This is a genomic window from Geodermatophilus sp. SYSU D00815 (assembly GCF_054050035.1).
The window spans coordinates 1-13,824 of sequence record NZ_JBJGYO010000012.1 but is presented as its reverse complement, the minus strand read 5'-3'; the positions used below and the strand labels follow the sequence as shown (position 1 = coordinate 13,824).

Genomic DNA, 13,824 nt, shown 5'->3' with positions numbered 1-13,824 from the left:
GGGTGAGCGCAACCCTCGGCGAGGTGATCGCCGCCCTGGAAGCCCGCTACGACCCGGCGCTGGCCGAGAGCTGGGACGCCGTCGGCCTGGTCTGCGGCGACCCCGCGGAGCCGGTGTCCCGCGTGCTGGTCGCCGTCGACCCCGTCCAGGCGGTGGTCGACGAGGCGCTGGGGTTCGGCGCCCAGCTGCTCGTCACCCACCACCCGCTGCTGCTCACCGCCGTCCACGGCGTGCCCGCCGACGACCCGAAGGGCCGGGTGGTGCACCGCCTGGTCCGCGCCGGGGCGGCCCTGTACGTGGCGCACACCAACGCCGACCGCGCCGCCGACGTCGGCGTCAACGACGCCCTCGCCGCCGCGCTCGGCCTCACCGGCTGCGTGCCGCTGGAGCCGGTCGCGCCGGGCAGCCGGCAGGGGCTGGGGCGGGTGGGGCGGCTCGACCGCGAGCTGACCCTGCGGCAGTTCGCCGAGCGGGCGGCCGCGCTGCTGCCCGCGACCGCGGGCGGTGTCCGCGTGGCCGGCGACCCCGACCGGCCGGTGCGCACCGTCGCGGTCTGCGGCGGCAGCGGCGGTTCGCTGCACGCGGCCGCCACGGCCGCCGGTGCCGACGTGCTGCTGACCAGCGACCTCAAGCACCACGCGACCTCGGAGGCCCTGGCCGCCGGGGGCGCCGCGCTCTGCGACGCCGCGCACTTCGCCACGGAGTGGCCCTGGGTGCCGGTGGCTGCGGACGCGCTGGCCACCGACCTCGGCGGGCGGGTGGAGGTGCGGGCGTCGACCCTGCGCACCGACCCGTGGACCGGCCACGTCGGGCAGCACGTCGGGCAGCACGTCGGGCAGGAGGCGGGGCCCGGATAGGTTGGGCGGCGTGAAGGCCGACCACTTCGACCAGCAGAAGCTGCTGACCCTCGCCGACGAGGACGTCGCGCTCACCCAGCTGGCCCACCGGCGGCGCACGCTGCCCGAGGCGGCGGCGGCCGAGGCGGCGGCCGAGGCCGAGCGCGAGCTGGCGGCGCAGCTCGTGCGCGCCGAGACCGAGGCCCGCGACCTGGCGCGCGAGGTGGGACGGCTGGAGGGCGACGTCGACGTCGTCCGCCAGCGGGCGGCGCGCGACCAGCAGCGGCTGGAGGCCGGTGGGCTGCCGGCCCGGGAGGTCACCGCCCTGCAGCACGAGCTGGAGTCGCTGGCGCGCCGGCAGGGCGACCTGGAGGACCAGGAGCTCGAGCTCATGGAGCGCCAGGAGGCGGCCGACGCCGCGCTGGCCACCGCCCGCGACGGCGTGGAGAAGGCCCGCGCCGAGCTGCAGCAGGCCGAGCAGCTGCGCGACACCGCGCTGGCCGACATCGCCGAGGCCACCGCCCGGCACGAGGCCGCCCGCGCCGAGGTGGCCGGCGGCATCCCCGCGCCGCTGCTGTCGCTGTACGACCGCATCCGCACCCAGACCGGCACCACCGGCGCGGCCCTGCTCAAGGCCCGGCAGTGCCAGGGCTGCCGGATCGAGCTGTTCGGCAAGGAGCTCGCCGCCGTCCGCGCCGCCGACCCGCACGAGGTCGTGCGCTGCGACAACTGCGGCCGGATCCTGGTCCGGACCGGCGAGTCCGGCCTGTGACCACCGAGATGGCCATCCTGGTGGGTCGGGAGTGAGCCGCACGCTCGTCGTCGAGGCGGACGGCGGCTCGCGCGGCAACCCCGGCCCGGCCGGCTACGGCGCGCTGGTCCGCGACGGCGACACCGGCCGGGTGCTCGCCGAGCGGGCGGCCTCCGTGGGCGTGGCGACCAACAACGTCGCCGAGTACGGCGGGCTGGTGGCGGGGCTGCAGGCCGCGCTCGACCTGGACCCTTCAGCCCAGGTCGAGGTCCGCATGGACTCCAAGCTCGTCGTCGAGCAGATGAGCGGGCGCTGGAAGATCAAGCACCCCGACATGCAGAAGCTGGCGCTGCAGGCCCAGCAGATCGCCCGGCAGCTGGGCGGCGTCCGCTACACCTGGGTGCCGCGCGCGCAGAACAGCGCGGCCGACGCCCTGGCCAACAGCGCCATGGACGGCCGGCCCGTCCACCGTGACGCGGCAGCCGAGCCCGTCACGCTCGAGGACGACGTCCAGCCCGCGCCCGAGCCGCGGCCGGTGGTCACCACGGTCACCCACCTGCTGCGGCACGGGCAGACCGAGCACACGCCGGAGCGCCGGTTCAGCGGCAGCAGCGACCTGCCGCTGTCGGAGCTCGGGCGCGCCGAGGCGCGAGCGGCGGCGCGGCACCTGGCCGACCGGGGGATCGACGCGATCGTCTCCTCGCCGCTGCAGCGGTGCCGGGAGACCGCGGAGGCCGCCGCCGAGGTGCTGGGCCTTCCCGTCGACGTCGATCGGGACCTGCGCGAGCTCGACTTCGGCGAGTGGGAGGGGCTGACCGGCGACGAGGCCCGGGCCCGCAACCCGCTGGCCCTGCGGCGGTTCTACGGCGCCACCGACGTCCGGGCGCCCGGCGGGGAGTCGGTCGCCGACGTCAGCGCCCGGGTGGCCCGCGCCCGCGCCCGGCTCCTCGAGCGGCACGCGGGGGAGACCGTGCTCGTGGTCAGCCACGTGACACCGATCAAGCTCCTGCTCGCCGCCGGGCTCGGCGCCGGCGACGAGGTCGTGCACCGCGTCTTCCTCGAGGCGGCCTCGCTGTCGACGGTCGCGTGGTCCTCCGACGGGCGGACGTCGGTGCGCCTGGTCAACGACACCAGCCACCTGCGGTCGTAGCCGCCCGCCGCCGGGCGGGCTTTCGGTACGGAGAGCCCTACAAGCGGCCCGCGTCGATGACCCGCGACAGGAACTGCCGGGTGCGGGGGTGCTCCGGCTCGCCGAGCACCTGCGCCGGCGGGCCGGACTCCAGCAGCACGCCGCCGTCGAGGAAGGCGACCGTGTCGGCCACCTGCCGGGCGAAGCCCATCTCGTGCGTCGCCATCACGATCGTCATGCCCTGCGCCGCCACCTCGCGCACGACGGCCAGCACCTCGCCGACCAGCTCGGGGTCGAGCGCGCTGGTGATCTCGTCGAGCAGCAGCACCCGCGGGCGGACGGCGAGGGCGCGGACGATCGCCACCCGCTGCTGCTGCCCGCCGGAGAGCCGGTCGGGGAACTCGGCGGCCTTGTCGGCCAGGCCGATGCGCTCCAGCAGCGCGACCGCCTCCGCGCGCGCCTCGGCCCTCGGCCGGCCGTGCACGACGGTGGGGGCCAGGGTCACGTTGTCCAGCACCGACAGGTGCGGGAAGAGGTTGTAGGCCTGGAAGACCACGCCCATCCGCCGGCGCACCCGGTCGGCGTCCACCCGCGGGTCGGTGACGTCCTCGCCGTCGAGGAAGACCTGCCCGTCGTCGACGGTCTCCAAGAGGCTGGCGCAGCGCAGCAGGGTGGACTTGCCCGAGCCGGAGCCGCCGATCAGCGCGACCACCCGGTGCTCGTCGACCGACAGGTCGACGCCGCGCAGCACCACGTTGTCGCCGAACGCCTTCACCACGTTCACGAGCTCGAGGACGGTCACAGCAACGACCCCGACTGCTGGCGGCGGCGGGCGCGGGCGGTCACGTGGTCCGCCAGCCGCGCCGAGGGGACAGCGAGCAGCACGAACAGCAGCCCCGCCACCACGTACGGGGTGAAGTTGAACGTCTGCCCGACGATGATCTGCGCCGAGCGGACCGCGTCGATCGCGCCGAGCACCGAGATCAGCCCGACGTCCTTCTGCAGCGCGACGAAGTCGTTGAGCAGCGCCGGGGTGACGGTGCGCAGCGCCTGGGGCAGGACGACCAGCCGCATGGTCTGCCGGTGGGTGAGGCCGAGCGACCGCGCGGCGGCGCGCTGGCTGGGGTGCACCGACTCGATGCCGGCGCGGAAGACCTCGGCCACGTAGGCGGAGTAAACCAGCACGATGGCCGCCGTCCCGAGCACGAACGGCGACGTCGGCACCCCTTGCAGCCCGAGCGCGGGGAACCCGAAGCCGACCAGGTACAGCACGATGATCAGCGGCATGCCGCGGAACAGGTCGACGTAGCCGGTGGCGACGATCCGCAGCGGGGCGAACGCCGGCCCGCGCAGCGTGCGCACGGTCGCGATCAGCAGGCCGAGCAGGACCACGAGGAGGCCGCCCACGACCAGCACCTGCAGGTTGAGCCACAGCCCCTCGAGGATCTCGGGGAACGCCTCGACCGCCATCGACCAGGAGAAGAAGGTCGCCTGCACCCGCGGCCAGCCGGGCGCGCGGGTGACGGCGAGGTACGCCACCGCCGCGAACAGCAGGGTGGACAGCAGGGCGATCAGCGTCGACCGCCGGGCCCGGCGCGCACGCCAGGCCCGGCGGGAGAGCTCGAGCTCGCTGGGCGCCGGGAGGGCGCCGGGCATCAGTTCAGGACGGGCGCGTCGGCGACGTCGGACAGCCACTGCTGCTCGAGGTCGGCCAGCGTGCCGTCCTCGCGGAGGGCGTCGACCGCCTGGCTGACGCAGTCGGTGAGCGGGCTGCCCTTCTCCAGCAGCAGGCCGAACTGGTCGCCGCCCTCGCCGGAGTCCTCGATCTGGCCGACGATCACGCCGTTCTCCAGCTCGGCCGCGGTGATGAAGAAGGCCGTGGGCAGGTCCACGACGATCGCGTCGACCTGACCGTTCTGCAGCGCGAGCTTGGCGTCGTCGTTGGTGTTGAACACCACCGGGGCGGCCTCGGGCGCGATCACCTCGGTGAGGACGTCGAGGCTGGTCGTGGCCACCTGGGCGCCCAGCCGCAGGCCGCGCAGCTCCTCGAGGCTGGTGGCGCCGTCGGCCGCCGAGCCGGCCGTGGTGATGACCGCCTGGCTGACCGTGTAGTACGGCGAGGAGAAGTCGACCGCCTGCTTGCGCTCCTCGGTGATGGAGAACTGGTTGATGTCGAAGTCGAACGGCCGGGCGCCGGGCTGGATGGCGGCGTTGAACGGCACCCGGACCCAGGTGACCTCGTCCTCGGAGTAGCCCAGCTCCCCGGCGACGGCGTAGGCGACGGCGGACTCGAAGCCCTCGCCGTTCTCGGGGGTGTCGTCGACCATCCACGGCTCGTAGGCGGGCTGGTCGGTGGCGATGGTGAGCGTCCCGGGCTCCCGGGTCTCGAGCTCCTCGGGGGTGCAGGCGCCGCCGGCGGCCGAGCCCGAGGTCGCCGAGCTGTCGCCCGACGACTCCTGCGGGGCGCAGGCGGTCGCCAGCAGGGCGGCGGCGGCGAGCGCGGTGAGCGGGGCGAGGCGGCGCATGTCGGTTCCTTGAGGGTTGAACGTTCCGGGGGACAGGGGGATCCTAGGGCCCGCCCCCGACGTGGCCGACGGGCCGCCGCGCGGTTGCGGGAAGATGACCGGCCGGCGCGGGCGTTCTCCCCGTCGAAGGCCCGCACGAGACCTCCTGGAGCCCGCGTGACCGCGACCATCGCGCCCGCCACCCCCGCCGTCGCCGGGGACGAGCGGACCTTGTCGCCCGAGGAGTACCGCAGCTGGGCGCGCGAGGTGCGCAGCCTGGCCGAGGAGCGCGGGGCGGTGATCCTCGCGCACAACTACCAGGTCCCCGAGATCCAGGACGTCGCCCACTTCACCGGCGACTCCCTCTACCTGTCCCGGGTCGCCGCCCAGACCGACGCGCGCGAGATCGTCTTCTGCGGCGTCCACTTCATGGCCGAGACGGCGAAGATCCTCTCGCCCGGCAAGACCGTGCTGCTGCCCGACCACGCGGCCGGCTGCTCGCTGGCCGACTCGATCACCGCCGAGCAGCTGCGCGAGTGGAAGGCCGACCACCCCGGCGCCGTCGTCGTCAGCTACGTCAACACGACGGCCGCGGTGAAGGCCGAGACCGACATCTGCTGCACGTCGTCCAACGCCGCCGACGTCGTCCGGTCCATTCCGGAGGACCGCGAGATCCTCTTCTGCCCCGACCAGTTCCTCGGCGCGCACGTCAAGCGGGTGACCGGGCGGCAGAACATCCACGTGTGGGCGGGGGAGTGCCACGTGCACGCCGGGATCAGCCCGTCCGACGTGCGCGCCCAGGTGGCCGCGCACCCCGACGCCGAGATCCTGGTGCACCCCGAGTGCGGCTGCACCACCTCGGTGCTGGACCTGGTCAGCCACGGCGACCTGCCGGCCGACCGCACCCGGGTGCTGTCGACCGGCGGCATGGTCGAGGAGGCGGCCCGGACGTCGTCGCGCGAGGTGCTGGTGGCCACCGAGGTGGGCATCCTGCACCAGCTGCGGTCGCTCAACGCCGGCACCGCCTTCATCCCGATGAACGACCGCGCCGCCTGCCGCTACATGAAGATGATCACGCCGGCCAAGCTGCTGCACACGCTGCGCACCGGTGAGGGCGCCGTCGACGTCGACCCCGAGACCGCGGCGCGGGCGCGGGCCGCCGTCGAGGCGATGATCGCCATCGGCGAGCCCGGCCGCGGCGGCGAGTAGGAGGGCCCTGCGGCCCGTCGCCGCGGTCAGGCGGCGCGGTCAGGCGGCGCGGAGGAACAGGTACACCGAGACGGCGACCCCGAACCCGACGATGAGCACGCGCAGCGGCGTGGAGGGGATCCTGCTGGCCAGGCGCGCACCCAGGAAGCCGCCGAGCAGGCTCGCCGGGGCGGCGACCGCGACCACGCCCCAGTGCACCGGGCCGAAGAGGCCGAAGATGACGACGGTGACGGTGGCGGTGACCGCCGACAGGGCGGACTTCAGCGCGTTGGCCAGCTTCAGCCGGTGCAGCGCCAACCCGAGGACGCCGACGAGGATCACCCCGAGCGCGCCGCCGAAGTAGCCGCCGTAGGCGGTGGCGAGGAAGAGGGCGACGTAGAGCCAGGCCGGGTCGCGGGTGCGGCCGACCTCCTCGGCCCGCCGCAGCGACCGGTTGAGCAGCGGCTGGACGGCGAGGAGCAGGCTGGCCAGCAGGACCAGCACGGGGACGACGAGGTCGAACGCCTCGGTCGGCGTGGTCAGCAGCAGCACGCACCCGGCGATCCCGCCCAGGACGGCGACCAGGCCGAAGCGGACCAGGCGGCTGCGCTGGCCGGCGTACTCGGCGCGGAAGCCGGCGACCCCGCCCAGGTAGCCGGGCCACTGGGCCACCGAGTTGGTCACGTTGGCCTCGACGGTGCCCAGCCCGAGCGTGACCAGGGTGGGGAAGAGGATGAGGGAGCCGCCGCCGGCGATGGAGTTGACGCCGCCGGCGACGAACGCGACGGCCGCGGCGATGACCAGGTCGAGGGCCGACACGGCCGCCGAGCCTACGGGGCGCCCTCGCGCGCGGCCGACCACCCGGCGGGCTCGACCGGCGCGGCAGACTGCGGGCCATGCCCCCAGCCCCGATGCCCGACGACTGGCAGCGCGCTCTCGTCGTCGCCGCCCACCCCGACGACATCGAGTACGGCGCGGCCGCCGCCGTGGCCGTGTGGACCAAGGCCGGCAAGGAGGTCCACTACCTGCTCGCCACCCGCGGGGAGGCGGGGATCGCGGGGATGCCGCCCACGGAGGCCGGCCCGCTGCGCGAGGAGGAGGAGCGGCGCTCGGCCGCCGTCGTCGGGGTGACCGAGGTCGAGTTCCTCGACCACCGCGACGGCGTCCTGGAGTACGGCCCGCCCCTGCGCCGGGACCTCGCCGGCGCGATCCGCCGGCACCGGCCGGAGCTGGTCGTCGCCATGTACGGCGGGGACACCTGGACGCCGCCGGGCGTCTCGCCCGCCGCGCTGAACTCCGCCGACCACCGCGCGCTCAACCGGGCGGTCCTCGACGCGGTCGCCGACGCCGCGAACGAGTGGATCTTCCCCGACCTGCCCGAGGAGCCGTGGCGGGGCGTCCAGTACATCGCCGTCCAGGCCTTCGGCGTCGAGGCGCCGCACCAGGTCGACGTGACCGACGGGGTGGAGCCGGCGGTGGCGTCGCTGAGCGAGCACCGGCGGTACCTGGAGGTGCTCTCCGACGTCCCGGTCGAGGAGCAGGCGCGGCAGCAGATCGACATGGCGACGCTGACCGAGGACGGCTCGCGGCGGGTGGGCTTCACCCTCTACTGGGGGTGAAGGCGCCGGGCCGCTGAGCAGGGCGTTCGCCGTCGACAGGGCTTACCGCGGCGAAGCGTTCGAACCCATGATCGATCCGTGGAACGGGCTCCGCCGTACGCGCCGCAGACCGGGCTCGCGGCCGGTCCGCCGGGTGCGGTGCAGGCGGCCGACCGGGAGACCGCCCGGCAGGTCGCGCTGCGGACGCGGGCCCTGGCGGAGTTCGCGGCCTCGCTCCGCGTCGGCCGACCGGGAGCTCGAGCCGGTGAGCGGGTGGGCGACGCTGGAGCTGTCGATCGGGCTCACCTGCACGAGGACCCGGGCCGACGCGCTGCTGTCCGAGTCGCTGACGCTGGTCGAGCGGCTCCCGGGCACGCTGGCAGCGCTCGAGGGCCGGCGTGCTCACCGGGGCGCACCGGTGGCCGATGCTCGACCACGTCGCGCCGATCGCCGACCACCGGGTGCGGGCCGAGGTCGAGGCGGAAGTGCTGGACTGGGTCGCCGACCGGGCAGCGCTGGGCGACCTGCTGATGCGCAACCGCGGGGAAGGGCTGCTCACGCCGCCCCGGATCGCGCTGGTCGACGCGCGCGGCCGCGGCCGGGGAACCGATCGGCGCGCCGCCCCCGACCGACGGCTACCGGCCCGGGGCAGCGCTCGACCGCTCCGTGCGTGCCCGCGACCGGCGCTGCCGGTTCCCCGGTTGCCGACGACCCGTGGCGAAGGGCGAGCTGGACCACCGGATCCGGTGGCCCGACGGCCCCCCGACGTCTCCAACCTGGTCGGGTTCTGCGCCGGCGACCACCGCGGCAAGCACCAGGCGCCCGGCCTCACCCACGAGCTCGACGAGGACGGCACCCTCACCGTCACCACGCCGTCCGGCCTGGTGGCCACCACGCCGTCCGGCCTGGTGGCCACCACGGATCCGCCGCCGTTCTGACCCGCCACTAGACTGGTCACCACGACGGACGAGTCGGCCGGGCGGTCGCGTCGGCGGGGGAGACCCCGTCGCCGAGGAACGTCCGGGCTCCACAGGGCAGGGTGGTCGTTAACGGCGACCCGGGGTGACCCGCGGGACAGTGCCACAGAGAACAGACCGCCAGCGGCGCTGCTTCGGCAGGGCGGCTGGTAAGGGTGAAACGGCGGTGTAAGAGACCACCGCGCACCGGGTGACCGGTGCGGCTCGGTAAACCCCACCCGGAGCAAGGTCGAGAGGGACGGCGGGCGGATCTGATCGGTCCGCCGTCCTGCGCAGGCGTTCGAGGGCTGCCCGCCCGAGCCTGCGGGTGGACCGCTCGAGCCTGCCGGCAACGGCAGGCCTAGATGGATGACCGCCCATCGGGAGGCCGCGAGGCGCCCGAGGACAGAACCCGGCGTACAGGCCGACTCGTCCGTCGTCGGCGCCGGCTGTCGCCGCCGCCTGAGGTGCGGGACGCTGTCGAGGGGATCTCCAGCAGGCCGGCGCACGAGGCGGGGTGCCGATGGACGAGGACGCGGCGCGGCGGCGGGCGGCGCGGGGCGAGCTCGCGGACTTCCACATCGAGGCGCAGCGGCGCCGCGACGAGCAGGAGTCGGCGAAGGCGCAGGTCCTGGTCGACCGGTTCGTGCAGCGGGCCAGGCAGGCGCGGCTGGCGACGGAGGAGCTGACGGCTCGGCCGTGGTCGGGGCACGGGCGCTACCGCACGGGTGTCACCGGGTGGTACCTGAACCGCGACCGGTCGGTGGGCGTGGACCCGGACGGCCGCTACTACCAGCTCGTCGTGCCGCCGGTGCGCTTCGGCCGCTGGCGCACCGTCCCGGTCGAGCCCACCCCTCCGCCGCTGCAGGTGGGGAAGGGCGCCCGCGACGGCGAGTCGGTCACGCTCGAGGCCCTGCTCGAGGCGCGGCTGCAGTGGCCGGCCCCGGGCGAGGGCTGAGGCCGAGCGGCGGGATGACACCATCCTCGTGATCCCGCCGACCCAGAGACGGAGCACGAGTGAGCAAGGTCCTGACCGCCCTCCCGGTCGGCGAGCGCGTCGGCATCGCCTTCTCCGGCGGCCTCGACACCTCGGTCGCGGTGGCCTGGATGCGCGCCAAGGGCGCCGTCCCGTGCACCTACACCGCCGACCTGGGGCAGTACGACGAGACCGACATCTCCGGCGTCCCCGACCGGGCCCTGCAGTACGGCGCCGAGATCGCCCGCGCGGTCGACTGCCGCCGTGAGCTGGTCGAGGAGGGCCTGGCGGCGCTGGCCTGCGGCGCGTTCCACATCCGCTCGGCCGGCCGCGTCTACTTCAACACCACCCCGCTCGGCCGCGCCGTCACCGGCACGATGCTGGTGCGCGCAATGCAGGCCGACGACGTGCACATCTGGGGCGACGGGTCCACCTTCAAGGGCAACGACATCGAGCGCTTCTACCGGTACGGCCTGCTGGCCAACCCGGGCCTGCGCATCTACAAGCCCTGGCTCGACGCCGACTTCGTCCGCGAGCTCGGCGGCCGCGCCGAGATGAGCCAGTGGCTGGTGGAGCACGACCTGCCCTACCGGGACAGCAAGGAGAAGGCGTACTCCACCGACGCCAACATCTGGGGCGCCACCCACGAGGCCAAGACGCTCGAGCACCTCGACGTCGCGCTCGAGACGGTCGAGCCGATCATGGGCGTCCGGTTCTGGGACCCCGCCGTCGCCGTCGAGCCCGAGGACGTCACGCTCCGCTTCGAGGCGGGCCGGCCGGTCGCCGTCAACGGCGTCCGCCTGGAGGACCCGGTGGAGCTCGTCCGCGAGGTGAACGCCATCGGCGGGCGGCACGGCCTGGGCATGTCCGACCAGATCGAGAACCGGATCATCGAGGCCAAGTCCCGCGGCATCTACGAGGCGCCGGGGATGGCGCTGCTGTGGATCGGCTACGAGCGCCTGCTCAACGCCGTCCACAACGAGGACACCATCGCCAACTACCACACCGAGGGCCGCCGCCTGGGCCGGCTGCTCTACGAGGGGCGCTGGCTCGACCCGCAGTCGCTCATGCTGCGCGAGTCGATCCAGCGCTGGGTGGCCTCCCTGGTCACCGGCGAGGTGACGCTGCGGCTGCGCCGCGGCGAGGACTACTCGGTCCTCGACACCCGCGGGCCAGCGCTGTCCTACCACCCCGACAAGCTGTCGATGGAGCGCGTCGAGCACGCCGCCTTCGGGCCGGTCGACCGGATCGGGCAGCTGACCATGCGCAACCTCGACATCGCCGACTCCCGCGCCAAGCTCGAGCAGTACGCGGCGCGGGCCGGCGTCGAGCCCGGCCGGGCCTACCTGTTCGGCGAGCTGGAGCCGGGCCTGGTCGCCGGCGGCGCCGAGCTGATCGCCGCCAACCCGCAGGCCGAGGCCCAGCCGGCCGACGAGACGCTGGACAGCGCCGCCATGGAGTCCGGCACCGACTGACCGATGAGTTCTCCCCGCGCGGCCGGTCTCCCCAGCATGCAGAAGACGACATCGGCCGACGGGACGACGATCGCCTACGAGGCGTGGGGCGAGGGCCCCCCGGTGGTGGTCGTCGGCGGGGCCTTCAACGACCGGGGCACCTGGGCCGCGCTGGCCGAGGCGCTGGCCGGGGAGGGCCTCACCGGCGTCACCTACGACCGGCGTGGCCGCGGCGACAGCGGCGACACCGAGCCGTACGCGCTCGAGCGCGAGTTCGAGGACCTCGCCGCCGTCGTCGAGGCCGTCTCGCCGGACGCGCCCGTGCACGCGCACGGCGTCTCCTCCGGCGGGGCGCTGCTGCTGCGGGCCGTCGCGGCCGGGGCGCGGGTCGCGCGGGTCTCCGTGCTCGAGCCGCCCTACCGCATCGACGGCGCGCCGCCCGCGCCGCCGGACTACCTCGGCACCCTGCAGGGCTACGTCGACCGCGGCGACCGCAGCGGGCTGGTCGAGTACTTCCAGACGCAGGTGGTCGGCCTGCCCGCCGAGCTGGTGGCCTCGTTCAAGGGCACGCCGATGTGGCAGGGCCTGGAGGCCATGGCGCCCACGCTGCGCTACGACGCGCACGCCCTCGGCGGCGACGACCACGCGCTCCCGGTCGACGTCCTGGCCCGGGTGGCCGTGCCCGTGCTCGGCGTGACGAGCGAGGGCACCGCCGTCCCGTGGATGTCGCGGACCGTCGAGGAGGTCGCCGCCGCCGTGCCCGACGGCCGGTGGGTGCGGCTGCCCGGCGGCTTCCACGAGGTTCCGCCGGACGTCCTCGCGCCCGCGCTCGCAGACTTCTACCGGGAGTAGCGCGGTCAGCCCTGCAGCAGCATGCCCTTGCGCCAGACGTCGCCGCGCACGCAGTGCCAGGCCGACGGGCCGTACACCAGCTCGACCCGGCCCTCGCCCTGCTCGTCGACGAGGATGATCAGCTCGCCGCCGGCGCCCACGTGGTAGTAGTACCGGCCCGTCGGGAGGTCCCGGTCGGCGAACGCGGTCTCGCCCGAGCCGTTCAGGTCGACCTCGACGCTCATGCTCGCCCGCCCTCCCGCGGCCGCGGCTGACCGCTGTGGGGCGAACGGTACGGCCCGGACGCCCCCGCGGCACGTGCGCGGCCTCCCTCCTGCTGGTGACGGGCGCCCGCGCGTCCGGCGGCGCGAGGTCCCGGCCGTGCCAGGGTGGGCCGGTGTTCGCGCTGGTCACCGCGGTCCTGGGGATGGGCGTCGGCGCCCTCGCCAACCGGGCCGCCGGCGCGTTCCCGTGGCGGGAGCGCCCGCTCGGACGGCCCGCGGTGCGCCCGCCGCTGCTGGAGCTCGGCACCGGCGGGCTGCTCGGCCTGCTCGCCGCGGCCCTCGGGCCGAGCTGGTCGACGCCCGCCTTCCTCGCCGTGGCCGCGGTGGGTGTGCTCCTCGCCGTCGTCGACCTGCGCCACCGGCTGCTGCCCGACCGCGTCGTCGTCCCGGCGCTCGCCGGCTGCCTGGTCCTGCTGACCGCTGCCGCCGCCCTCGGCGGTGAGTGGCCGCGGCTGCTGCGCGCGGTCCTGGGCGCCGCGGCCCTGTTCGCCGTCTTCCTGGCCCTCGCGCTGGTGTCCCCGGGCGGCATGGGGATGGGCGACGTCAAGCTCGCCGCCCTGCTGGGCCTCCCCCTGGGGTGGCTGGGCTGGGGCGCTGTCGTGCTCGGCGCGGCCGCCGGCTTCCTCGTGCAGGCGGCGCTGGCCCTCGTCCTGCTCGCCACGGGGCGCGTGGGCCCGCGCGGTGAGCTGCCGTTCGGCCCGGCCATGCTCGCCGGTGCCCTGGCGGTCACCGTCTGGGTCTCCGTCTCGAGCTGAAGGCAGCGCGGTTACGACGGCGTGTCGCAGGTCGACTACACCGCGTCACCAAGGGTGAAGACCGTAAACCCGTCGCGTGGTACCCGTCCGTCGCCGGGCTGACAAAGCTTCAGTTCGGCGCATCCGGCATCCGACAGTCGCTCCACGCCACGACGGCGGGTCACCCCCGACCCGACCCGGCCGGCGCTCACCCCCTGGAGCAACCCCGTCATGAACCCGTTCGCCACCCTCGCCACCCTCGTCTCGTTCGCCTCGGACCGCCTCCGGCGCGAGGAGAAGGGCGCGACCGCCGTCGAGTACGGCCTCATGGTCGGCCTGATCGCCGCCGTCATCGTCGGCACCGTGCTGATCCTCGGCGGCCAGCTGGACGGCCTGTTCAACGCCGTGTCCGAGGCGCTCCCCGGCGGCGAAGGCGGCGAGTGACCTCGTCCGCACGACCCGCGGGGGGGGGGGGGGGGGGGGGGGGGGGGGGGGGGGGGGGGGCGCCGGGGGCGGGGGGGGGGGGGGGGGGGGGGGGCCGGGCCGGCGGGGCGGGGGGGGCTGGGGGCGGCGGGGCGGGGGT

The 13,824-nt window shown here is 75.3% G+C and carries 16 protein-coding genes and 1 other RNA gene; 12 read left to right on the top strand and 5 right to left on the bottom strand.

From position 1 onward, the window contains the following. The first annotated feature begins 2 nt into the window (after window positions 1-2). The 3 genes from ACI78S_RS14680 to ACI78S_RS14670 are packed head-to-tail and all read left to right on the top strand — an operon-like array spanning window position 3 to window position 2,737. Entirely contained in the window at window positions 3-857 is an 855-nt protein-coding gene (locus tag ACI78S_RS14680; protein WP_456974518.1) for a Nif3-like dinuclear metal center hexameric protein, read from the top strand. A gap of 10 nt (window positions 858-867) precedes the next feature. Beyond that, a complete protein-coding gene (locus tag ACI78S_RS14675; protein ID WP_456974516.1) occupies window positions 868-1,608 on the top strand; it encodes a zinc ribbon domain-containing protein in 741 nt (246 codons plus the stop codon). 31 nt (window positions 1,609-1,639) lie between these two features. Next, on the top strand, window positions 1,640-2,737 hold the full coding sequence (locus tag ACI78S_RS14670) for a bifunctional RNase H/acid phosphatase (protein ID WP_456974514.1): 1,098 nt from the start codon (window positions 1,640-1,642) through the stop codon (window positions 2,735-2,737). A gap of 37 nt (window positions 2,738-2,774) precedes the next feature. Here ACI78S_RS14670 and ACI78S_RS14665 read toward each other — a convergent pair whose 3' ends face one another. From ACI78S_RS14665 to ACI78S_RS14655, 3 genes are read right to left on the bottom strand one after another with little or no spacing between them, the layout of a single operon-like run. Continuing rightward, window positions 2,775-3,518: an amino acid ABC transporter ATP-binding protein gene (locus tag ACI78S_RS14665; protein WP_456974512.1), complete on the bottom strand. Its 744-nt coding sequence runs from the start codon at window positions 3,516-3,518 to the stop codon at window positions 2,775-2,777. Beyond that, complete coding sequence (locus ACI78S_RS14660) at window positions 3,515-4,372, bottom strand: amino acid ABC transporter permease (protein ID WP_456974510.1); 858 nt, start codon at window positions 4,370-4,372, stop codon at window positions 3,515-3,517. The genes ACI78S_RS14665 and ACI78S_RS14660 overlap by 4 nt, the downstream gene beginning before the upstream one ends. Next, on the bottom strand, window positions 4,372-5,241 hold the full coding sequence (locus tag ACI78S_RS14655; RefSeq protein WP_456974508.1) for an ABC transporter substrate-binding protein: 870 nt from the start codon (window positions 5,239-5,241) through the stop codon (window positions 4,372-4,374). The genes ACI78S_RS14660 and ACI78S_RS14655 overlap by 1 nt, the downstream gene beginning before the upstream one ends. Window positions 5,242-5,397: 156 nt before the next feature. Between ACI78S_RS14655 and nadA the strand changes: the two genes are divergently transcribed. Further along, window positions 5,398-6,429 (top strand): quinolinate synthase NadA, encoded by a 1,032-nt coding sequence (gene nadA / locus ACI78S_RS14650; protein ID WP_456974506.1) that lies wholly within the window; start codon window positions 5,398-5,400, stop codon window positions 6,427-6,429. 39 nt (window positions 6,430-6,468) lie between these two features. Here nadA and ACI78S_RS14645 read toward each other — a convergent pair whose 3' ends face one another. Beyond that, window positions 6,469-7,227 (bottom strand): sulfite exporter TauE/SafE family protein, encoded by a 759-nt coding sequence (locus ACI78S_RS14645; RefSeq protein WP_456974504.1) that lies wholly within the window; start codon window positions 7,225-7,227, stop codon window positions 6,469-6,471. A 77-nt stretch (window positions 7,228-7,304) separates the two neighbouring features. Here ACI78S_RS14645 and ACI78S_RS14640 point away from each other — a divergent pair, with 77 nt between their 5' ends. The 6 genes from ACI78S_RS14640 to ACI78S_RS14615 all read left to right on the top strand — a co-directional run bounded on the left by ACI78S_RS14640 (window position 7,305) and on the right by ACI78S_RS14615 (window position 12,244). Then, entirely contained in the window at window positions 7,305-8,027 is a 723-nt protein-coding gene (locus ACI78S_RS14640; RefSeq protein ID WP_456974502.1) for a PIG-L deacetylase family protein, read from the top strand. 725 nt (window positions 8,028-8,752) lie between these two features. Next, on the top strand, window positions 8,753-8,944 hold the full coding sequence (locus ACI78S_RS14635) for a hypothetical protein (protein WP_456974500.1): 192 nt from the start codon (window positions 8,753-8,755) through the stop codon (window positions 8,942-8,944). 29 nt (window positions 8,945-8,973) lie between these two features. After that, window positions 8,974-9,398: RNase P RNA component class A (gene rnpB / locus ACI78S_RS14630), an RNA gene on the top strand. A gap of 81 nt (window positions 9,399-9,479) precedes the next feature. After that, window positions 9,480-9,920 carry a hypothetical protein gene (locus tag ACI78S_RS14625; protein WP_456974498.1) on the top strand — a complete coding sequence of 147 codons (441 nt, stop codon included), beginning with the start codon at window positions 9,480-9,482 and terminating at the stop codon, window positions 9,918-9,920. A 59-nt stretch (window positions 9,921-9,979) separates the two neighbouring features. Beyond that, complete coding sequence (gene argG, locus ACI78S_RS14620; protein ID WP_456974496.1) at window positions 9,980-11,413, top strand: argininosuccinate synthase; 1,434 nt, start codon at window positions 9,980-9,982, stop codon at window positions 11,411-11,413. Window positions 11,414-11,449: 36 nt separating this feature from the next. Then, on the top strand, window positions 11,450-12,244 hold the full coding sequence (locus ACI78S_RS14615) for an alpha/beta fold hydrolase (protein WP_456974494.1): 795 nt from the start codon (window positions 11,450-11,452) through the stop codon (window positions 12,242-12,244). A 5-nt stretch (window positions 12,245-12,249) separates the two neighbouring features. Here the strand turns inward: ACI78S_RS14615 and ACI78S_RS14610 are convergent, their stop codons facing one another. Further along, a complete protein-coding gene (locus tag ACI78S_RS14610) occupies window positions 12,250-12,468 on the bottom strand; it encodes a hypothetical protein (protein WP_456974492.1) in 219 nt (72 codons plus the stop codon). Between the two features lie 152 nt (window positions 12,469-12,620). Here ACI78S_RS14610 and ACI78S_RS14605 point away from each other — a divergent pair, with 152 nt between their 5' ends. After that, on the top strand, window positions 12,621-13,262 hold the full coding sequence (locus ACI78S_RS14605) for a prepilin peptidase (protein WP_456974490.1): 642 nt from the start codon (window positions 12,621-12,623) through the stop codon (window positions 13,260-13,262). 210 nt (window positions 13,263-13,472) lie between these two features. Next, window positions 13,473-13,685 carry a Flp family type IVb pilin gene (locus tag ACI78S_RS14600; RefSeq protein WP_456974488.1) on the top strand — a complete coding sequence of 71 codons (213 nt, stop codon included), beginning with the start codon at window positions 13,473-13,475 and terminating at the stop codon, window positions 13,683-13,685. Window positions 13,686-13,824: the final 139 nt, after the last annotated feature.

Coding starts and splice junctions, on each gene's coding strand:
- ACI78S_RS14615 (WP_456974494.1), top strand. CDS start 11,450: ATGCAGAAGACGACATCGGCCGACGGGACGACGATCGCCTACGAGGCG.
- ACI78S_RS14610 (WP_456974492.1), bottom strand. CDS start 12,468: ATGAGCGTCGAGGTCGACCTGAACGGCTCGGGCGAGACCGCGTTCGCC.
- ACI78S_RS14640 (WP_456974502.1), top strand. CDS start 7,305: ATGCCCCCAGCCCCGATGCCCGACGACTGGCAGCGCGCTCTCGTCGTC.
- ACI78S_RS14600 (WP_456974488.1), top strand. CDS start 13,473: ATGAACCCGTTCGCCACCCTCGCCACCCTCGTCTCGTTCGCCTCGGAC.
- ACI78S_RS14655 (WP_456974508.1), bottom strand. CDS start 5,241: ATGCGCCGCCTCGCCCCGCTCACCGCGCTCGCCGCCGCCGCCCTGCTG.
- ACI78S_RS14660 (WP_456974510.1), bottom strand. CDS start 4,372: ATGCCCGGCGCCCTCCCGGCGCCCAGCGAGCTCGAGCTCTCCCGCCGG.